The 20,480-nt window shown below is 68.0% G+C and carries 17 protein-coding genes; 4 read left to right on the top strand and 13 right to left on the bottom strand.

All coding sequences use genetic code 11. The annotated features are described in order from the left end of the window. Positions 1 to 94: 94 nt before the first annotated feature. From AOZ53_RS00285 to AOZ53_RS00275, 3 genes are all read right to left on the bottom strand, one after another. Positions 95 to 889 carry an ABC transporter ATP-binding protein gene (locus AOZ53_RS00285; RefSeq protein WP_054486560.1) on the bottom strand — a complete coding sequence of 265 codons (795 nt, stop codon included), beginning with the start codon at positions 887 to 889 and terminating at the stop codon, positions 95 to 97. Position 890: 1 nt separating this feature from the next. Then, a complete protein-coding gene (locus AOZ53_RS00280) occupies positions 891 to 1,781 on the bottom strand; it encodes an ABC transporter permease (protein WP_006390578.1) in 891 nt (296 codons plus the stop codon). 389 nt (positions 1,782 to 2,170) lie between these two features. Beyond that, entirely contained in the window at positions 2,171 to 3,142 is a 972-nt protein-coding gene (locus AOZ53_RS00275) for an ABC transporter substrate-binding protein (RefSeq protein ID WP_054431670.1), read from the bottom strand. Between the two features lie 242 nt (positions 3,143 to 3,384). On the opposite strand from AOZ53_RS00275, the gene AOZ53_RS00270 reads away from it, so the two are divergent. Further along, the gene (locus tag AOZ53_RS00270; protein WP_054486559.1) at positions 3,385 to 4,341 is read left to right on the top strand and encodes an aldo/keto reductase; all 957 of its coding nucleotides are present in this window, start codon (positions 3,385 to 3,387) and stop codon (positions 4,339 to 4,341) included. A gap of 27 nt (positions 4,342 to 4,368) precedes the next feature. Here AOZ53_RS00270 and AOZ53_RS00265 read toward each other — a convergent pair whose 3' ends face one another. The 10 genes from AOZ53_RS00265 to bktB all read right to left on the bottom strand — a co-directional run bounded on the left by AOZ53_RS00265 (position 4,369) and on the right by bktB (position 16,237). Next, positions 4,369 to 6,804 carry a TonB-dependent siderophore receptor gene (locus AOZ53_RS00265; RefSeq protein ID WP_054486558.1) on the bottom strand — a complete coding sequence of 812 codons (2,436 nt, stop codon included), beginning with the start codon at positions 6,802 to 6,804 and terminating at the stop codon, positions 4,369 to 4,371. A 123-nt stretch (positions 6,805 to 6,927) separates the two neighbouring features. After that, a complete protein-coding gene (locus AOZ53_RS00260; RefSeq protein ID WP_054486557.1) occupies positions 6,928 to 7,890 on the bottom strand; it encodes a FecR domain-containing protein in 963 nt (320 codons plus the stop codon). Then, positions 7,884 to 8,390, bottom strand: a complete 507-nt coding sequence (locus AOZ53_RS00255) for a sigma-70 family RNA polymerase sigma factor (RefSeq protein ID WP_054431674.1) — start codon at positions 8,388 to 8,390, stop codon at positions 7,884 to 7,886. Before AOZ53_RS00255 ends, AOZ53_RS00260 begins: the two co-directional genes overlap by 7 nt. A 72-nt stretch (positions 8,391 to 8,462) precedes the next feature. Further along, on the bottom strand, positions 8,463 to 9,437 hold the full coding sequence (locus AOZ53_RS00250) for a Bug family tripartite tricarboxylate transporter substrate binding protein (RefSeq protein ID WP_054431675.1): 975 nt from the start codon (positions 9,435 to 9,437) through the stop codon (positions 8,463 to 8,465). 160 nt (positions 9,438 to 9,597) lie between these two features. Then, complete coding sequence (locus tag AOZ53_RS00245) at positions 9,598 to 11,139, bottom strand: malonate--CoA ligase (protein WP_054431676.1); 1,542 nt, start codon at positions 11,137 to 11,139, stop codon at positions 9,598 to 9,600. Between the two features lie 5 nt (positions 11,140 to 11,144). Beyond that, positions 11,145 to 11,936 (bottom strand): enoyl-CoA hydratase/isomerase family protein, encoded by a 792-nt coding sequence (locus tag AOZ53_RS00240; protein ID WP_054486556.1) that lies wholly within the window; start codon positions 11,934 to 11,936, stop codon positions 11,145 to 11,147. Between the two features lie 45 nt (positions 11,937 to 11,981). Next, the gene (locus AOZ53_RS00235) at positions 11,982 to 13,298 is read right to left on the bottom strand and encodes a malonyl-CoA decarboxylase domain-containing protein (protein WP_054431678.1); all 1,317 of its coding nucleotides are present in this window, start codon (positions 13,296 to 13,298) and stop codon (positions 11,982 to 11,984) included. Then, complete coding sequence (locus AOZ53_RS00230) at positions 13,249 to 13,998, bottom strand: GntR family transcriptional regulator (protein ID WP_054477745.1); 750 nt, start codon at positions 13,996 to 13,998, stop codon at positions 13,249 to 13,251. The genes AOZ53_RS00235 and AOZ53_RS00230 overlap by 50 nt, the downstream gene beginning before the upstream one ends. A 185-nt stretch (positions 13,999 to 14,183) precedes the next feature. After that, positions 14,184 to 14,954 carry a class I SAM-dependent methyltransferase gene (locus tag AOZ53_RS00225; protein ID WP_054431680.1) on the bottom strand — a complete coding sequence of 257 codons (771 nt, stop codon included), beginning with the start codon at positions 14,952 to 14,954 and terminating at the stop codon, positions 14,184 to 14,186. 101 nt (positions 14,955 to 15,055) lie between these two features. Next, on the bottom strand, positions 15,056 to 16,237 hold the full coding sequence (bktB, locus tag AOZ53_RS00220; RefSeq protein WP_054431681.1) for a beta-ketothiolase BktB: 1,182 nt from the start codon (positions 16,235 to 16,237) through the stop codon (positions 15,056 to 15,058). A 369-nt stretch (positions 16,238 to 16,606) separates the two neighbouring features. On the opposite strand from bktB, the gene AOZ53_RS00215 reads away from it, so the two are divergent. Genes AOZ53_RS00215 through AOZ53_RS00205 form a run of 3 tightly spaced genes read left to right on the top strand, consistent with a single transcriptional unit; the run spans position 16,607 to position 20,480 of the window. Then, the gene (locus tag AOZ53_RS00215; protein WP_054431741.1) at positions 16,607 to 17,875 is read left to right on the top strand and encodes a carbohydrate porin; all 1,269 of its coding nucleotides are present in this window, start codon (positions 16,607 to 16,609) and stop codon (positions 17,873 to 17,875) included. A gap of 26 nt (positions 17,876 to 17,901) precedes the next feature. Further along, a complete protein-coding gene (gene xylF / locus AOZ53_RS00210) occupies positions 17,902 to 18,918 on the top strand; it encodes a D-xylose ABC transporter substrate-binding protein (RefSeq protein WP_054486555.1) in 1,017 nt (338 codons plus the stop codon). A 14-nt stretch (positions 18,919 to 18,932) separates the two neighbouring features. Further along, positions 18,933 to 20,480: a xylose ABC transporter ATP-binding protein gene (locus tag AOZ53_RS00205; protein WP_054486554.1), complete on the top strand. Its 1,548-nt coding sequence runs from the start codon at positions 18,933 to 18,935 to the stop codon at positions 20,478 to 20,480.

Below are 20,480 nucleotides of genomic sequence, written 5' to 3'. Positions count from 1 at the left end.
CCGCGGCACGCGCCGCCATGAAAAAACCCGGCGCGATCCAGGGGATCCGCGCCGGGTCTTGCGCCAGCCGCCCCGTGGCGGCCGGATCATCCGGTCAGCCCAGCAGCAAGGCGTCGTCCGACAGCTTTTCGCCGCGCACGCGCTCGAACATGGCCAGCAGGTCCGGCACGTCCATGCCGCGGCGTTCGTCGCCCGACACGTCCAGCACCACCTGGCCCTGGTGCAGCATCACGGTGCGGTCGCCCACGTCGAGCGCCTGGCGCATGCTGTGCGTGACCATCATGGTGGTCAGCTTGCTTTCGGCCACGATGCGCGCCGTCAGCTGCAGCACGAAGTCGGCGGTGCGCGGGTCGAGCGCGGCGGTGTGCTCGTCCAGCAGCAGGATGCGCGACGGCTGCAGCGCCGCCATCAGCAGGCTCACGGCCTGGCGCTGGCCGCCCGAGAGCAGGCCGATGCGGTCGGTCAGGCGGTTTTCCAGGCCCAGGCCCAGCGTGGCCAGGCGTTCGCGGAAACCTTCCTTCATCGAGGCCTTGACCGCGCGGCCATAGCCGCGGCGCGCGCCGCGCAACTGCGCCAGCGCCATGTTCTCTTCGATGGTCAGGTCTTCGCAGGTGCCGGCCATCGGATCCTGGAACACGCGCGCCACGCGCGAGGCGCGGCCCCACACCGGCTGGCGCGTGACATCGGCGCCGTCGATCTCGATGCGGCCCGAATCGATCGGCAGGTCGCCCGAGACGGCGTTCAGGAAGGTCGATTTGCCGGCGCCGTTGGAACCGATGACGGTGACGAACTGGCCCGAGGGAATGTCCAGCGACAACCCGCGCAGCGCGCGCGTTTCGATCGGCGTGCCGGCGTTGAAAGTGATCTTGAGGTCTTTTGCGGACAACATATCAGCGCCCCTTCTTGCCGAACAGCCGGCGCTTGAGCATGGGAATGACCAGGGCGACCGTGACCAGCACCGCGGTGACGAGGTTCAGGTCCTGCGCCTTCAGGCCGATGAAATCGCTGTTCAGCGCCAGCGCGATGAAAAAGCGGTAGACGATGGCGCCGATGATGACGGCCAGCGTGGCCAGCACCAGCTTGCGCGACGGCAGGATGCTTTCGCCGACGATCACCGCGGCCAGGCCGATGACGATGGTGCCGATGCCCATGGAGATGTCGGAACCGCCCTGGGTCTGCGCGAACAGCGCGCCGGCCATCGCGACCAGCGCGTTCGACAGCGCCATGCCGCCCAGGATCATGCGGCCGGTGTTGACGCCCTGCGCGCGGGCCATGCGGCCGTTCGAGCCGGTGGCGCGCACCGCCAGGCCGGTCTGGGTGGCGAAGAACCAGTCCAGCGCCAGCTTGGCCAGGATCACGATGACCACCAGGATCAGCGGCCGCGCCACGTAGTCCGACAGCCAGCCCGGCTGCAGGATGGTGAACACGGTGGGTTCGGTGATCAGCGGCACGTTGGGCTTGCCCATGATGCGCAGGTTCACGGAATACAGCGCGATCATCATCAGGATGCTGGCCAGCAGATCCATGATCTTGAGCTTGACGTTGAGCCAGCCGGTGACCAGGCCCGCGGCGGCGCCGGCGAAGGTGGCGGCGATGGTGGCCACGAACGGGTCGGTGCCCGAGGCGATCAGCGTGGCACAGACGGCGCCGCCCAGCGGGAAACTGCCGTCAACGGTCAGGTCCGGAAAGCGCAGCAGGCGAAAGGAGATATATACGCCCAAGGCCACCAGGCTGAAGATCAGGCCGATCTCCAGTGCGCCTAACAACGAGAACAATGACATGGGTCAAATCCAATCAGGTAGGGAACGAGCATATTAGAGATTAGGAACGTCCGAATTCTTGCGTTTCGGGGTCAGTTTTACCCGAGCTTTCGCAATAAACGTTTCCTGCCGTGCGATTTTCTCTCGATTCCTGCCAAGGCGTTGCCGGGCTTGGCGGCCAGGGCCGCAAGCGGGCTGCTTGAGGGGCGCTCCGGGGAGCAAAACGCGGCATGCGGTCCGTGACCAACCTGCCGTTCAAGGCCAACGCCATCGCGCCGGGCCGCGCGCATCTTGTGAATGCTGCCGCCCTGTGGACCCCGCGTACCGGCACGGGGCAAACACAAGAAAACAAGATAAAACAAAACCCCGCCATGCCGGGTGGGCACGGGCGGGGCCGAACGACTTGCGCTTTACTTTACCACCACCGCGGCCGACTTGATGATCGCGTCGGACAGCGTCACGCCTTGCTTGGCGGCGGCGCCCGGGTTCACGTAGAGCTCCAGCTTGGAGATGGTTTCGGACGGGATCGCGCCGGGCTTCTCGCCCTTGAGGATGCGCACCACGACCTTGCCGGTCTGCACGCCCAGGTCACGATAGTTGATGCCCAGGGCGGCGATGCCGCCGCGCTTGACGCTGTCGGTGTCCGAGGCGATCAGCGGGATCTTGGCGTCGTTGCCGACCTTCACCAGCGACTCGTAGGCCGAGACCACGTTGTTGTCGGTGTTGGTGTAGATGACGTCGACCTTGCCGATCAGGCTGCGGGCGGCGGACGCCACGTCGACCGAACGCGGGGCGGCGGCTTCGACCAGGCTCATGCCCGACTTGGGCAGGATTTCCTGCAGCTTCTTGACCACCACGACCGAGTTGGCCTCGCCCGGGTTGTAGACGATGCCGACGCGCTTGGCGTTGGGCACGATCTTCTTGATCAGCTCGACCTGCTTGTCCAGCGCCAGCAGGTCCGACACGCCGGTGACGTTGGTGCCGGAGGCATCCATGCTCGGCACCAGCTGGGCGGCGACCGGGTCGGTCACGGCGGAATACACCACCGGCACGTCCTTGGTGGCGGCCACGACGGCCTGGGCCGACGGGGTGGCGATGGCGACGATGGCGTCGGGCTTGTCGCCGACGAACTTGCGCGCGATCTGGGCGGCGGTGCCGGTGTTGCCCTGCGCGCTCTGGTATTGCCACTTCAGGTTCTTGCCCGGCTCGTAGCCGGCTTGCTTGAGGGCGTCCTGCACCCCGTCACGCACGGCGTCCAGCGCCGGATGCTCGACGATGGCGGTGATCGCCACCGACTTCTGCTGCGCCGCCACCGGCGCGGCGATCGCCATCGCCAGCGCCATCGCGCCAACCGTCAGAAAATGTTTTTTTCCGATCAGCATAGGTAAGCTCCTTGAACCCTTGGTATTTGTTCATTATTACGGCTGTTCCGCGGGCTTCCCCGCGGTCCGGACAGCCGTAAAGCCGTATAGTCTAACGTGTCGCAACACAAATTCACTTGGGGGGAATCCCTGAAATGGTGCATGCGCGGCACGCCTGCCCCATGCCGGGGCGCGCGGCGCCAATATACTAAAAGCGCCGCGCCCGCGCGACACGACATCCGCGACATCCAAAGGGCCATATCATGATCAAACGCGCATTGGGCCGTTCCGGCCTGCAGATCCCTCCCCTCACCTTCGGCGGCAACGTCTTCGGCTGGACCGTCGACGAAGCCGGCACGTTCTCGCTGCTGGACGCGCTGGTCGATGCCGGCCTGAACTTCATCGACACGGCCGACGTCTACTCCCGCTGGGTGCCCGGCAACCAGGGCGGCGAATCCGAAGCCCTGATCGGCAAGTGGCTCAAGCGCTCGGGCAAGCGCGACCAGGTGCTCATCGCCACCAAGGTCGGCATGGAAATGGGCCCGGACGCCAAGGGCCTGGCGCCGGCCTACATCCGGCGCTCGCTGGACGCCTCGCTGGCGCGGCTGCAGACCGACCACGTCGACCTGTACCAGTCGCACAAGGACGACCCCGACACCCCGCTGACCGACACGCTGGGCGAGTACGCCAAGCTGATCGAGGCCGGCAAGGTGCGCGCCATCGGCGCCTCCAACTACACCGCGGTGCGCCTGTCCGAGGCGCTGATCGCCAGCGAACGGCACAACCTGCCGCGCTACGAGAGCATCCAGCCGGAATACAACCTGTACAGCCGCGAGCCGTTCGAGGGGCACCTGCAGGCGCTGGTCAAGGCGCAGGACCTGGGCACCATCAACTACTACGCGCTGGCCAGCGGCTTTCTCAGCGGCAAATACCGCAGCCCGGCCGACGTCGGCAAGAGCGCGCGCGGCAAGAAGATCGTCGACACCTACCTGAACGATCGCGGCTACCGCATCCTGAAGGCACTGGATGAAGTCGCCGAGGATGCCAACTGTACGCCCGCGCAGGCCGCGCTGGCCTGGCAGATCGCCCAGCCGGGCATCACCTCGCCGATCGTCAGCGCCACCTCGCTGGCGCAGCTGGACGAACTGGTCAAGGCCGCCAGCCTGACGCTGACGCGCGATCAGCTGGCCAGACTCAGCCTGGCCAGCGACTGGCGCTGAAGGGGCCGGGCAGCCGCGGCGAAGGCCCTAGAAGCGCTGGGTCAGCGTGACCAGCGCGCTGCGGCCTTCGCCATAGAAGACCGAGTTGTAAAAGCCCATCGAGCGGTAGTACTTCTTGTCGGCCAGGTTGCGCACATTGAGTTGCAGCTGGGTCTTGTCGCTGAAGTTGTACTGCGCCATCAGGTCGAACAACGCGCAGGGCTTCTGCACGATCGCGCCGGACTGCAGGCCGTAATAGGTCTGCGCGCTGGTCTGGCTCTGCCAGCGCACGCCGCCGCCCACGGTCAGCTTGTTCAGGGCGCCGGGCAGGCGATAAGCCGTGCTCAGCTTGAGCAATTGCTCCGGTTGCGTGGTCAGCACCTTCTTGCCATTGTTGTCCTTGGACTGGCGATAGGTGTATCCCAGGAACACGTTCCAGCCCGGCGTCACCTCGCCCGCCAATTCGACCTCGAAGCCGCGCGTGCGGGTGCCGTCCAGGATGTAGTACCAGCCGTCGTCGTGCGCGTAGTCGTAACCGCCATACTCGGCGACGTCCTTCTGGTCGGTCTGGAACACCGCCACCGAAGCGTTCAGGCGCCCATCCAGGTACGAGGCCTTCAGACCCGCCTCGTAGTTGTGGCCGTAGGCCGGGCCCGCCATGCTCCAGTCCCGCGTCTTCACCATCTGCGGCTGGAAGATGTTGGTATAGCTGGCGTAGGCGGTATAGGTGTCGTCCAGGTCGTAGGTCATTCCCACGTAGGGCGTGACTTCCGAATAGGTGTGCGAATAGCCCGCGATGCCGCCGCTGGTCTCGGAGGACTGCCAGCGCGTCCAGCGCGCGCCGGTGAGCAGGTGCAGGCTGTCGGTCAGCCCCAGGCGCAGCGTGCCGTAGATGCCGGTCTGTTTGTCGCGGTGAGTTTGCGACAGCGACAGGATGTCCCAATTGGGCGTGGGCCAGTCGCCCGTCCAGTGCCTGATGTCCGGGATCGGATAGCCCGCCTGGTCACTGGTGTCCCAACTCTGGTTCCAGGCCTTGATGACCGAATGCGAGAAACCGAGGTTGAACTGGTGACGCCGGCCGAAGGCATCGAAGCCGCCGTCGAGCGATCCGCCGTACACGTCCTGGTCGCTGCCGCCCTTGAACTTGCGCAGCAGCGGCGGTTCGGAAAAGCCGTCGATGGTCAGCGGCACGTCGGAGGTGAACAGCAGCGGCGCGTTGAAGGTGTTCTCCAGCCGCGTGTATGACAGGCGCGCGTTCCAGCCGTTGGCGAAACCGTGCTCGACCTGGGCGAAATACTCGTGCGAGTCGGTATCCCAACGCGACCACTTGGCGCCCATGGCCTGGCCCTTGGGCCAGTCTATCGGCTTGCCGTTGGCATCCAGCGCCGGCAGGCCGCCCCAGCTGATGCCGCTGGGCCGGGTGCGCTGCACCGATCCGCCGACGCTGACGGTGGTGGCCTCGGCCACGTCGGCCTCGATAATGCCATACAGCACGTCGCGCTTCTTCTTATACAGGTCCATGGTGTCGCCACGGCGCTCCTTGGCGCCGACCAGCCGGCCGCGCACCGAACCCGACGCGTTGAACGGCGTCGACAGATCGATCTCGCCGCGATAGGTATCCTCGGTGCCGGCGGCCGCCTTCACGCTGCCCTGGAAATCCCGCGTCGGCCGCTTGCGGATGAAATTGACCGAGCCGCCCGGATTGCCGGTGCCGCTCATCAGGCCGGTCGCGCCGCGAATGATCTCGACGTGGTCGTAGATCACCGGATCGAGATTGCCGTCGCCGAACTGGTACAGGCTGTTCAAGGGCTTGACCACGCCGTCGAACTGGAAGGTGTCCAGCGAGAAGCCGCGCGAGTAGTAGCTCAGGCGTTCCGATTCGGCCTGCTGCACATTCATGCCGGTGGCGTTTTCCATCACGTCGCGCACGCTGCTGATGGAGCGATCGTCCAGCTGCTGGCGGGTCAGCACGCTGGTGGACTGCGGCGTTTCGCGCTGCGACAGCACCAGTCCGTTGGCCGAACGCATCCAGTCGGCGGTGTAGAGGCCGGAGCCTTCCGTGGTGGCGCCAGCCCCCAGCACCAGCACCGGCGCCAGCTGGGTGGTCTGGCCGGTCCGCTGCAACAGATAGTCGCCGTCACCGCGGCGCAAAACCTCGAGCGAAGTGCCCGCGAGCAACGCCGCAAAGCCTTGCTCCGCGCTGTAATCGCCTTGCAGACCATGGCTCTGCATGCCCTCCGTCAAGGCCGGGTCGAACGACAGCAGCACCTGTTTCTGTTGCGCAAACCCCGCCAATGCCGCGCCCAGCGGACCGGCCGGCACATTGACACCGCGGCCGGCGGTGGCCGCCGGCGCGGCCTGCGCGCGCACCGGCTGCGGCGCCAAGGCGGCGCCTGCCATGGCGGCCAGCACCAGCGCAGCGAACGCCTTCATGCGCAGGCTGGCCGGCGCGTCAGGGTGGGTAGGAGAAAAAGGCAGAGACATATCGTGGGTTTCCAGGCAATGAAAGTCGGGGCTACACCCGTATGCCAATCGAGACCACGAAAGTGACAGGCCCTGCCTGGTTTTTTTTTTCGGACGGCTGGCGCGCGGCCCGCCGCAAGCGGCTCAAGGCCTGGCCCGCAGCGTCACCCAATAGCGCGTGTAGCGCTCGACCCGCACCGGCAGGGCGCGCTCGACCGCGGCCAGGATGCGGTCGCTGTCGCCCAGCGGGTAAGAACCGGAAATGCGCAACGCGGCCACAGAGGGATCGCAGGCGATGCGACCGGACCGGTGCCGCCCCAGCTCGGCAATGAAGTCGTCCAGCCGCATGTTGTCGGCATAGAGCGCGCCTTGGACCCAGGCGGCGGCATGCGGCGCCGGCCGCGCCGGCTGCACCAGCACGCGGTCGAAGTACGCCGAGAAGCCGGCCTCGATGGTGCGCGCCGCGTCGGCGGCGCCATTCGCGGGCTCGATCCGTACCGCGCCTTGGCTCACGGCGGTCCAGGCCTGCCCGTCCAGCAGCCGCACCGTGTAGCGCGTGCCCAGCGCCGTGACCTGGCCCATGGGTGTGACCACCCGCAGCGGCCGCGGCGGCTGACGCGCGTCGGGATGCGAGGCCACGTGCAATTCACCGCGCCGCAGGATGACCAGGCGCTGGCCGGCATCGAAGCGCACGTCAGCGGCGCTGTCGGTATTCAAGGTAAGGATGCTGCCATCGTCCAGCGTGACGCTGCGGCGCTCACCGACACGCGTGCTCAGCGCCGCCGTCCAGGTCTGCCATTGCAGGCCCGCGGCCGTCAAGCCGCCGGCGCCCAATACCAGCGACAGCGCCTTCAAGGCCTGACGCCGGCCCCGCGAGCGAGGCTGGTCAAGCGCGGCTATCCCGGCCTGCGGGTCGACCTGGCCGAACTGGCGGCCCAGGCATTCCACCCGATCCCAGGCGGCCTGGTGCGCCGGACTGGCCTGCAGCCAATGGCGCCACGCCGCGGCATCGGCGGCGCCCGCCTCTTCCGCCCCGAGCCGCACGAACCACAGACTGGCTTCGCGGATCACGGCCTCGGGCAACTTGTCAGCCCGGACATTCACCATGCCGACAGGCAATGCTGCATGGCGCGCGCCAGATACTGGCGCACGGAACTGACGGAGACCTGCAGGCATTCAGCGATCTCGCCGTGGCGCAACCCTTCCAGTTGCGACAACAGGAACGCCTTGCGCACCTTGGGCGGCAGGCCGTCGAGCAGCCGGTCGATCTCGATCAGCGCCTCCAGCGCCAACGCGCGGCGTTCCGGCGACGGGGCCAGCCCATCTTCGTGGGCCGCCAGCGTGTCGAGATAGGCGCGCTCGATGTCGCGCCGCCGGAACAGGTTGACCATCAGGCCGTGGGCGATGGTCACCAGGTAGGCGCGCGGCTCGCGGTAGCTGCGCGCCTCTCCGGCGCGCAGCAGCACCTTGAGGAAGGTGTCCTGCGTCAGGTCGGCCGCGTCGAATGGGCAGCCGGTCTTGCGCCGCAACCAATCGCGCAGCCAGGACTGGTGTTGCTGGTAAAGCCCTTCGACAGGCGCGTGAGCGCCGCTGTGATTGATGGCCATGCGACGGACCGGAAGGTGGATGGAATAATGATAATGGTTATCAATTGTAATCCACTCCGGCCCGACCTCGCATCAATCCAGCTTCACCCCCGAGTCCGACACCACCTTGGCCCAGCGCGCCACTTCACTGTCGACGAACTTGCCGAAGGCCGGACCGGTCAGCGTCGGCACCGCCGTGCCGTTGCTCTCCCAGGTCTCCTTGATCTTGGGCGTGTTCAGGGCCTTGGTGATCTCGGCGGTCATGCGGTCCACCGCCTCCTGCGGCGTGCCGGCGGGCGCCCAGATCGCATACCAGGTCGACACCACGTAGTTCGGCACGCCGGCCTCGGCCGCGGTCGGCACCTCCGGCAGCGACGGCGAGCGCTGGTCGGCGGCCACCGCCAGCGGCTTGATCGCGCCCGAACGGATGTGACCCGACGACGACCCCAGGCCATCGAAGGCCAGGTCCACCTGCCCGCCGATCAGCGCGGTCAGCATCGGCCCCGCGCCCTGGTACGGCACATCGACCAGCTTGATGCCGGTCTGCATGGCGAACAGCTCGCCGGCCAGGTGGTGCGTGCTGCCCTTGCCGGCGGTGCCGAAGTTGATCTCGCCGGGATGCTTCTTGGCGTAGGCGATGAATTCCTGCACCGTCTTGACCGGCAGCTTGCTGGCGTTGATGACCACCACCTGCGGCGGCTGCGCCACCAGCGCCACCGGCACGAAGTCCTTCTGGATGTTGTAGTTCAGGCTCTTGTACAGCGACGGCGCCAGCGCGTGGTGCGCGCCGCCCATGAAGAAGGTGTAGCCATCGGGCCGGGCCTTGGCGGCCACGCCGGCGCCGACGGTGCCGCCCGCGCCGCCCTTGTTGTCGATCACGACCGACTGGCCCATTTGCATCGTCAACTGCTGGGCCAGGGGCCGGGCGAAGGTATCGGTGCCGCCCCCGGCGGGAAAGGGCACGATGAGCGTGATGGGCCGTTCCGGCCAGGACGCGGCGCCGGCGCTGCCGGCAAAGCCCGCGGCCAGCGTGGCCAGCAGGGCCGCGGCGAGTGTGCGGTATTTCATATTGTCTCCTCTTGCTGCAGCGTGGGGACGGCGCGTTTCCCGCGTCTCGTCTCTTGTGTTCTTGGGTTGGGATGCTGCCTGGTTCGGGAATCGTTCTGGAAGGGATCGGGCTCCTTGAAAAAAATGGCCGGCCCCGATGGACCGGCCTGGCATGGCGACGCTACAGCGCCTGATAGGTTTCGCGCAGCACGTTCTTCTGCACCTTGCCCATGGTGTTGCGCGGCAGCTGGTCGACGATGTGCACGCGCTTGGGCACCTTGAAGTTGGCGATGCGCGCCTTCAGTTCGGCCTGCATGGCGGCGGCGTCCAGCGACACGCCGTCCTTGGGCACCACCACCGCCACCACGGCCTCGCCGAAGTCGGCGTGCGGCACGCCGATGACGGCCGATTCGGCCACGCCCGGCATGTCGTCGATGAGCGTCTCGATCTCCTTCGGATAGACGTTGAAGCCGCCGGAGATGATCAGGTCCTTGCTGCGGCCGACGATCGACAAATAGTCGGCGGGCACGTCGCGGCCGGCGGATTCGCCGCCCCAGCGGCCCACGTCGCCGGTCTTGAACCAGCCGTCCTGGGTGAATTCCTCGCGGGTCTTTTCCGGCATGCGCCAGTAGCCCGAGAACACGTTGGGCCCGCGCACCTGCACGTTGCCGATCTCGCCCGGCGCCAGCGCGATGCCGGCGTCGTCCACCACCCGCACCTGCACGCCCGGCAAGGCCCGGCCCACCGTGCCGGCCAGGCGCTCGCCATCGGCCGCGTCATACGGATTGGAGGTCAGCATGACGGTCTCGCTCATGCCGTAGCGTTCCAGGATGGCGTGGCCGCTGCGCTCGCGGAAATCGTTGAAGGTCTCGGACAGCAGCGGCGCCGAGCCCGAGATGAACAGGCGCATGTTGGCGCACACGTCGCGGTTGAAGCGCTTGTCGGCCAGCAGCCGCACGTAATAGGTCGGCACGCCCATCATCACCGTGCTTTGCGGCAGGTAGCGCAGCGCCTGGTCGGCGTCCAGCTTGGGCAGCCAGATCATCTTCGCACCCGCCAGCAGCGCGCCGTGCGAGGCCACGAACAGGCCGTGCACGTGGAAGATCGGCAGCATGTGCAGCAGCACGTCGTCCGAACGCCAGCCCCAGTACTGGTGCAGCACCTGCGCGTTCGACGCCAGGTTGCCGTGCGACAGCATCGCGCCCTTGCTGCGGCCGGTGGTGCCGGACGTGTAGAGGATCGCGGCCAGGTCGTCCGGCTTGCGCTTGACGGTCTTGAAGGTCTGCGACAGGCCGCCGGCGGCGTCCAGCAAGGTGCCGGTGCGGTCTTCGTCGAGCGTGTAGACATGGGCGCAGCCGGCCTTGTCGGCGGCGCGCTGGACCCAGTCGCGGTTCTTGCCGGCGCAGACCACCACGGCCGGTTCGGCGTTGCCCAGGAAGTACTCGATCTCGGCTTCGCGGTAGGCGGTGTTCAGCGGCAGGTACACCAGGCCGGCGCGCAGCGTGGCCAGGTACAGCAGCAGGGCTTCAGGCGATTTCTCGACCTGCACCGCGACCCGCGCGCCCTCGGGCAGCTTGAGCGAGGTCAGCAGGTTGGCCAGGCAGGCCGTGGCGCGGTCGATGTCGTCCCAGGTGTAGGCCAGCTCCGGGGTTTCGAGCGCGACCCGTTTGCGATCGGCGGGGAATCCGCCCTCCAGCACAGCATATAGATTGGCGTTGCTCACCGTCTTCAGTCTCCGGAAAAGTGGGGGTCTACGCCGGCCAGGAAGGCACGCACGCCCTCCTTGTGGTCGCGGCTGTCGGCGTAGGAGAAATAATCCTGGTATTCGGCCTCGGTCAAGGCCCCGCCCTGCGCCAGGCGGGCGGACAGGCGCTTGTTGATGCGCGCGGCCAGCGGCGCGCCCTGGCTGATGCGCTCGGCGCTGCGCCGCGCCTGCTCGCCGACCTCGGCGTCGGCCACGATGCGCGTCAGGAGGCCCAGGTCGCGCGCCTCGGCGGCGCCGAACACGCGGCCTTCGAGCAGGATGGCCAGCGTCGCGGCGCGGCCGACCAGCGCCAGCAGGCCGCGCATTTCGTCGGGCGCCATGGGAAAGCCGAGCCGGTTGATCGGCACGCCGAAACGGGCCGATTCGCCGGCGATGCGCAAGTCGCACTGGCAGGCGATCTCCAGCCCGCCGCCGACGCACACGCCTTCGATCTGCGCCACCACCGGGTGCGGGCATTGCGCCACGGCCATCAAGGCGGGCGCGAGGATCTCGCGGTGGTAGCGCTGCACGCCCGCGGCGTCGGCGCGCTCGGCCGGAAACTCGCGGATGTCCGCGCCCGCGGCGAAATTGCCGCCCTCGCCGCGCACGATCACGCAGCGCAGCGTGTCGTCCGCCGCGATGCGCGTGAACACGCCGCGCAGTTCGCGCCACATGCCCACGGTGATGGCGTTCAAGCGCCCCGGGTGCGACAGCGTCACCCAGGCCAGTTGCCCGTCGCCGTGCAGCCGTACACGGCCTGCCGTGTCGTCCGTCATGTCCCCTCGCTGGTTATCGTTCTTGATCTCGTGGCGCGCCGCCGTTCAGGCCGCGCGCCCCACGCTGCGGCTGACCTGGGGCTTGCCGTCATGCAGGCGCGCCAGGTTGCCGTCCAGTTCATCCAGGTCGTACAGGTAATTGACCATCAGGCCGCAGGACTGCTTGAGTCCCTTGGCCGAGGTGTCCGCCGCCCAGTTCAGGCGCTCGATGCGCGCGCCGTTGCCCAGGTGAAAGCGCGCCACCGCATCCAGCGGCAGGCCGTTCTTCATGGCTTGCAGATAGTGCGCGGCGAGCCGGAAGCCGGCGCGCTTGACCACGTCGGGCGTGGCCTTGCCCTGCGCGGCGCGCGCCAGCCGCGCCACCCAGCGCTGGCCGTCCGGCACGCCGGCGCGCTGGCGCGTCTTGGCGCGCGACTTGTCCTCGCGCACGATGGCCTCGACCGCGTCGGCGTCGAGCTTGCCGAGCCAGTCGGCGAAGCCCGGGATCGGCGACAGGGTCGCGAACGACTTGAGCTGCGGCAGTTCTTCCAGCAATTGCTCGACCACGCGCTTGAGCAGGAAGTTGCCGAAGCTGATGCCCTTCAGGCCGGCCTGCGTGTTCGAGATCGAATAGAAGATCGCCCAGCGCGCCTTGCCCAGGTCCTGCCGCGGCGCGGCGCTGTCCAGCACCGCCTGCACGTTGTCGGCCATGCTGCCGGCGAACGCCACCTCGACGAAGATCAGCGGCACATCCGGCATCTGCGGATGGAAATAGGCATAGCAGCGGCGGTCCGGCGCCACGCGGTGGCGCAGGTCGTCCCACGACTGGATCTCGTGCACGGCCTCGTAGATGATCAGCTTCTCCAGCAGCGAGGCCGGCGAGTCCCAGGTCAGCGGCCGCAGTTCCAGCAGGCCGACGTCGAACCACGCCGACAGCAGGCCTTCCAGGTCCTTGTCGAGCGCCTGGACGCCGGCCACCTGCTTGCGCCAGCGCAGCATGTCGGCGCGCAGCTCCACCAGGAAGCGCAGGCCCGCCGGCTGCGCGTTCAGGCGCTTGAAGAACCGCACGCCTTCGCCGCCGTCGCCGCCGAACGTGCCGCGCACCTGCGTCAGCGCGGCCAGCATCAGGCGGCGGTCCTTGCCATCGGCCGCCACATACAGCTCGCGCCAGCGCCGCGCCAGCTTGTTGGCCGCCACGTCGGTCAGGCGCGCCTCGAACAGCCGCCGCACTTCGGATTCGCTCGGCAGGCGGCCGCGCTCCCACAGGCGCCCGAGGCGCGTGATCAGGCTGTCGCCGGCATCCGCGGCGGTCTCGCCCGACTCGGCGTCGGTGTCAGGCGTGCGTGCGACGCGCGCGGACTCGAGATGGACGGGTGCGTTCATGGACAGACTCCTCAGCAACGGGAAGATCGGAAAGCGGCGGCGCCTCGTCGTCGGCGGCCAGGGCGCGCAGCACTTCGAGCTGGCGCATCAGGTGATGGCGCGCCAGCGCTTCGGCGCGTTCGGGATCGCGGGCCTTCAGGGCCTCGAAGATGGCCAGGTGCTCGGCGCAGGATTCCTCGATGCGGCCGGGCCAGGCCAGGCTGCGGTGGCGCGACAGGCTCAGCACCTTGCGCAGGTTGCCCACCATGTCGACCAGCCACTGGTTGCCTGCGAGCGCCTGCACCGCTTCGTGGATCAGGTAGTTGGTCTGGTAGTACGCGTCGATGCGGCCGGCGGCGGCGTGGCCGGCGAGCGCCTCGTGCAGCGGCGCCAGCGCTTCCAGCTGCGCATCCGAGGCCTTGCACGCGGCCTCGTGGGCGCAGCGCCCTTCCAGCATGGCCATCAGCGGGAAGATGTCTTCCAGGTCCTGCGCCGACAGTTCATTGACGAAGCAGCCGCGGCGCGGCTCCAGCCGCACCAGGCCTTCGGTGGCGAGCACCTTCAGCGCCTCGCGCAGCGGCGTGCGCGAGATGCCCAGTTCGCCGGCCAGCCGCAGTTCGTCGATCCATTCGCCGTTGCGCAGCGCGCGCGCATGGATCATGCCGCGAAGACGATCCGCGACTTCCAGGTACAGGGCTTGCCGGACGATGGGTGAGGTCATGGGCAGACGGCCTGACAGCGCCGTAATTCATAATTATGAATAAGCCCATCATATCCCCGTCCCAGCGAAACGGACCAGTCTGATGTTGTAAGGACTTGCCCTAGGGTCTCGCCAACGGGCGCCGGACGCCCCTGACGCACAACAGGGCGCCCGCGGCCGCCGGGCCGCGGGAAACCGGGGACGGCTCAGAAATGCAGGATGCCGTCGACCGCGTGGCGGGTCAGCGAACGCGCCCAGCGACGCGCCGGCAAGCCGTATTGGGATTCGACCACCTCGGCCCGCGCCAGCAGGTCGGCCGGCGTCACCGCCAGGCGCGGACCCGAAAACGCCAGCACGATCTGGTTGCCGGCGTCGATCTCGGGCAGCAGCACGATGCGGTCGTCGAAGGCCTTGGACAGATTGTCGATGTTCTTGCCAAAGCTCTCGTGACGGCCGAACAGGTTCACCGCCACCACCCCGACCTCGCCCAGCACGCGGCGGCAATCGCGGTAGAACTTGACGCTGTCGCGCACCGGCCCCTGGGCCGAGGCGTCGTACAGATCGACCATCAGCACCGGGCAGCGGCCGGCGTTGAGCGGATCGGCGGCCCATTCGGCGGCGTCGGCGTGCTCGACCCGCAACCGGTTCTCGCCCGGCAGGCGGAAGAACATGTGGCAGGCGGCGGTGACGCGCGGGTTCCATTCCACCGCCAGCAGCGGCGCGCGCGTGTGTTTGGCGCAGAACCGCGCCAGCGAGCCGGCGCCCAGGCCGAACATGCCGATGGCCTCATCCTTGGGCGGTTCCAGGAACAGCAGCCAGGCCATCATCTGGCTGGTGTATTCCAGCACCAGTTCCGCCGGAGTCTTGATGCGCATGGCGCCCTGGACCCATTCGGTGTTGAAGTGCAGATAGCGCACGCCGTCCACTTCCGACAGGGTCGGCTGGTCGAGTTCGGAGGGGAATTTGGATTTGTACATGGCGCGATTGTAGGGCCGGCGCCAGTCACGACAAGGGCGGGCCATCGCGGCCCGCCCTGGATGCGGGATGCGCCGTCAAGGGCGCATCGATGTCGCGGCGCTCAGATACGCTCGAAGATCGCCGCGATGCCCTGCCCGCCGCCGATGCACATGGTGACCAGCGCGTAGCGGCCCTGCACGCGCTGCAGTTCATGCAGCGCCTTGACGGTGATGATGGCGCCGGTGGCGCCGATCGGGTGGCCCAGGCCGATGCCGCTGCCGTTGGGGTTGACCTTGGCCGGATCCAGCTTCAGTTCGCGGGTCACCGCGCAAGCCTGCGCGGCGAAGGCCTCGTTGGCCTCGATCACGTCGAGCTGGTCCACCGTCAGGCCGGCGCGCTTGAGCGCGGCCTGCGTGGCCGGCACCGGGCCGATGCCCATGATGGTCGGATCGACGCCCGCGTGGGCATACGCCACCAGCCGCGCCAGCGGCTTGACGCCGCGCTTGGCCGCAACCGAGGCGTTCATCAGCACCAACGCGCCGGCGCCGTCGTTCAGGCCCGAAGCGTTGCCGGCGGTGACGGTGCCGTTTTCTTTCTGGAACACCGGCTTGAGCGTGGCCAGGCTGTCCGCCGTGACGTCGCGGCGCACGTGTTCGTCGGTGTCGAACACGACCTCGCCCTTGCGCGTCTTCTGCACGATCGGCACGATCTGGTCGCGGAAATAACCGGCCTCGATGGCGCTGGCGGCGCGGCGATGCGATTCGGCGGCGAGCGCGTCCTGGTCCTGGCGGCTGATGCCGAACTGGGCCGCGACGTTCTCGGCGGTCACGCCCATGTGCATGCGCCCGAACGGATCCGACAGCGCGCCGGTCATCATGTCCTGCATGACGCTGTCGCCCATGCGCGCGCCCCAGCGCTGCGCCGGCGCGATGTAGGGCGCGCGGCTCATGCTCTCGGCGCCCGCGCCGATGGCGATCTCGGCGTCGCCCAGCAGAATGGTCTGGGCCGCCGAGACGATGGCCTGCAGGCCCGAGCCGCACAGGCGGTTGACGTTGAAGGCCGGCGTTTCCTTGGCGATGCCGGCGTTCATGGCGGCGACGCGCGACAGGTACATGTCGCGCGGCTCGGTATTGATGACGTGGCCCACGGCGACATGGCCGACCTCGTCGCCCTTGACGCCCGCGCGCTCCAGCGCGGCCTTGATGACCGTGGCGCCCAGATCGCAGGGCGGCACGTCTTTCAGGGCGCCGCCGAAATCGCCGATGGCGGTACGGACGGCGGACGCGACGATGACTTCGTTCATGGTGTTTCCTCCTGGTTATCCGCCCATCATACTCGCGCGCCCCGCCCCTCCCGGCGGCCCTCGGCGCCCCGCTCTCGCCAGGCGAAAGTGCCTCTGCACAACCGCTGAAAAAGCACCGCCCTCCCCGGGCAATCCCTAACCTCCACCTCAATTGACAGCGCTGTCAATTTTGCAGACACTAGCTTCGCCGGTACCTGCCGGTCAACAAAAAACAAGCCGCGACGGCCCACGGCACGGGCGGCATCAGGAGACAAAGTCATGGCAATACCTCCCTGCTTCCCGGCAGCGGCAGGGACCGGCGTGCACCTCCGGCCCCTCCGCTTGCCGTCCCAACCCGCCCGCCCGGGCCGCTGGCTGTCCTGGCTGCTGATGGCGGGCCTGCTGTCGACCGCCGGCGCGGCCCGGGCCTACGACCTGCAGACCAGCCCCTACCTGCTGGGCGACTGGGGCGGCCTGCGCACCCGCCTGGCCGAAAGCGGCGTGACCCTGAACCTGGGCTACACCGGCGAGGCCGCGCACAACTTCAGCGGCGGCCAGGACAAGCTGACGCGCTACACCGACCAGTGGGTCATCGGCGCCACGATGGACCTGGACAAGCTGCTCGGCTGGCATGGCGGCACGTTCCAGATGACCATCACCGACCGCAACGGCCGCAACCTGGGCGCCGACGCCGGCATCGGCAACAACATGCTGATCCAGGAGGTCTACGGCCGCGGCCAGACCTGGCACATGACGCAGTTCTGGTTGAACCAGGCCTTCCTGGACAACCGGGTGCAGTGGAAGATCGGCCGCCTCACCGTGGGCGAGGACTTCGCCAGCTTTTCCTGCGACTTCCAGAACCTGACCTTCTGCGGCTCGCAGCCCGGCAACCTGGTGGGCAGCTACTGGGTCAACTGGCCGACCAGCCAGTGGGCCACGCGCCTGAAGGTCAACACGTCCGAGCAGACCTACGTGCAGGCGGGCGTCTATCAGGTCAATCCCAACTACGTGGACGACGGCTACGCGCGCCGCCACGGCCTGTCGCTGGACAATCCCAACGGCACCACCGGCGCGCTGATCCCGGTGGAAGTCGGCTGGCTGCCGGCCTGGAACGGCCTGCCTGGCTCGTACAAGTTCGGCGCCTGGTACAACACCTCCGACGGCAAGGACCTGTACCAGGACATCAACCACGCGCCGCGCGGCGAAACCGGGCTGGCGCCGCGCGAGCGCAACGGCCAGTATGGTTTCTATCTCAACTTCGAGCAGCAGGTCAGCGGCACCGCCGGCGGCCGCGGCGCCTCGGTGTTCCTGAACGTGTCGCAGGCCGACCGCGCCACCGCCGCGCAGGATCACCAGATCGCGCTCGGGCTGCAGTACAAAGGACCGTTCGGCCTGGCGCGCGACGTCATCGGCGTGGCGATCGGCGCGACCCACAACAACGGCCGCTATGCCGACTACGTGCGCCAGCAGGACCAGCGCCTGGGCACCAGCACCAAGGTGGGCGATGGCTATGAATACGTGGCCGAGGCGTACTACAGCTGGTCGCCGGTCCCCTCCATCTACCTGCGCCCCAATCTGCAGTACATCAGGCATCCTGGCGGCACCAGCGCCAACCACGACGCCTTCATCGTAGGCTTGAAGACCGGTATCACTTTCTGAGCGCGAAGCGCCACTAGGAGACTGACATGACCCCATTCTTGCGCCGCCTGCTGGCCTGCGCGCTGGCCCTGCCCGCGGTCCTGCTCGCCAGCCCCGCCGCCCACGCCAGCAAGGACGCGCCGGTGATCGGCTTTTCCATCGACGACCTGCGGGTCGAGCGCTGGACCCGCGACCGCAACTATTTCGTCGAGGCCGCGACCGCCCTGGGCGCCAAGGTCAACGTGCAATCGGCCAACGCCAGCGAATCGCGCCAGATCGCCCAGGTCGAGAACCTGATCGCCGAAGGCGTCGATGCCCTGGTCATCGTGCCGTTCAATTCCAAGGTGCTGGGCAGCGCCATCGCCAAGGCGCACCGCAACGGCATCAAGGTCATCGCCTACGACCGGCTGATCCTCGGCGCGCCGCTGGACGGCTACGTGTCGTTCGACAACATCAAGGTGGGCGAAATGCAGGCCCAGGGCATGGTCGACGCCGTGCCCAAGGGCCGCTACTACCTGCTGGGCGGCGCCTCCACCGACAACAACTCGCGCATGTTCCGCGAGGGCCAGATGAACGTGCTCAAGCCGCTGGTCGCCAAGGGCGACATCACCATCGTCGGCGAGCAGTGGACGCCCGAATGGGATCCGTCCAAGGCCCAGACCATCATCGAGAACGCGCTGAACGCCAACGACAACAACATCCAGGCCATCGTCGCCTCCAACGACGGCACCGCCGGCGGCGCGATCCAGGCGCTGGCGGGACAGAAACTGGCGGGCAAGGTCGCGGTCTCCGGCCAGGACGCCGACCTGGCCGGCGTGCGCCGCGTGGCGGCGGGCACGCAGACCATGACGGTCTACAAGCCGATCAAGACCATCGCCGAGGCGGCCGCGCAGATGGCGGTCAACCTGGTGCAGGGCAAGACGCCCGCCTTCAACGCCAAGCTCGACAACGGCAAGGGCGAGGTCAATTCCCTCCTCATCACCCCCACGCTGGTCACGCGCGACAATCTGGACATCCTGGTCAAGGACGGGTTCTATACGGCAGACCAGATCGCGGGCAAGTAGCCGGGAGACGCACCATGGAGCAGCAGCAACCGCTGTTTGAAATGCGCGGCATCGTCAAGGAATTCGCCGGCGTGCGCGCGCTCTCGGGCGTCAGCCTGAGCGTGCGGCCCGGCGAATGCCTGGGGCTGTGCGGCGAGAACGGCGCCGGCAAATCAACCCTGATGAAGGTGCTGTCGGGGGTCTACCCGCACGGCAGCTACCAGGGCCAGATCCTGTGGGAAGGGCGCGAGCTGCGCGCGCGCTCGACCCGCGACAGCGAGCACGCCGGCATCGTCATCCTGCACCAGGAGCTGATGCTGGTGCAGCAACTGAGCGTCACCGAGAACATCTTCCTGGGCAACGAAATGCGCCTGCCCGGCGGCCGCATGGACTACCCGTCCATGCACCGGCGCGCCGCCGAGCTGCTGGCGCGGCTCAAGCTCACCGATGTCAACGTGGCCGCCCCCGTCATGAACTACGGCAACGGCCACCAGCAGTTGTTCGAGATCGCCAAGGCGCTGGCCAAGGAGGCGCGCCTGCTGATCTTCGACGAGCCGACCTCCTCGCTCAGCGCCAAGGAAATCGGCGTGCTGCTGGCCATCATCGAAGACCTCAAGCGCGCCGGCGTGGCCTGCATCTACATCTCGCACAAGCTCGACGAGGTCAAGCGCGTCTGCGACACCATCACCGTGATCCGCGACGGCCAGCACATCGCCACCCAGCCGGCGGACGCGCTCGACGAGGACGGCATCATCGGCCTGATGGTCGGGCGCGCGCTCGAATCGCGCTTTCCGCGCACCGAACGCCAACCGGGCGCGGTGGTGCTGGAAGCGCGCGGCGTGACCTGCTGGGACGTCACCAATCCGCGGCGCAAGCGGGTCGACGACGCCGCGCTGCAGGTGCGCGCCGGCGAGATCCTCGGCATCGCCGGCCTGGTGGGCGCGGGCCGCACCGAGCTGGTGTCGGCGATCTACGGCGCCTACGCCGGCCGCTATCACGCGCAGGTGCGGGTGTCCGGCCAGCCGGTGCGCATCACGTCCCCGGCCGATGCCATCGCGCACGGCCTGTGCCTGGTGCCCGAGGACCGCAAGCGCCACGGCATCGTGCCCTTGATGAGCGTGGCCGAGAACATCACCCTGGCCAGCCTCGCCGACCACGCCCGCGCCGCGCGGGTCGACGGCGATTCGGAGCTGGCCACGGTCGAGCGCGAGATCGCGCGCCTGCGCATCAAGACGGCCAGCCCCGGCCTGCCGGTGGCCAGCCTGTCCGGCGGCAACCAGCAGAAAGTGGTGCTGGCCAAGATGGCGCTCAAGCAGCCCAAGGTGCTGATCCTGGACGAACCCACCCGCGGCGTGGACATCGGCGCCAAGTACGACATCTACAAGATGATCTTCGACCTCGCCGACCGCGGCGTGGCCATCGTCATGGTGTCGTCCGAACTGCCCGAGATCCTCGGCATGAGCGATCGCGTGCTGGTCATGAACGCCGGCCGCATCGCGGGAGACTTTCCCATCCAGGGCCTGACGCCGGAACGCGTGCTCGCCGCCGCCCTCAACACCGACCCGCTGCGGCACGCCGCCTGA

This window comes from Achromobacter sp. 2789STDY5608621 (assembly GCF_001299375.1).
In the GTDB taxonomy this organism is placed as follows: domain Bacteria; phylum Pseudomonadota; class Gammaproteobacteria; order Burkholderiales; family Burkholderiaceae_B; genus Achromobacter; species Achromobacter insuavis.
The sequence above is the reverse complement of the archived record's forward strand: the minus strand, read 5'-3'. Positions and strand labels throughout refer to the sequence as shown.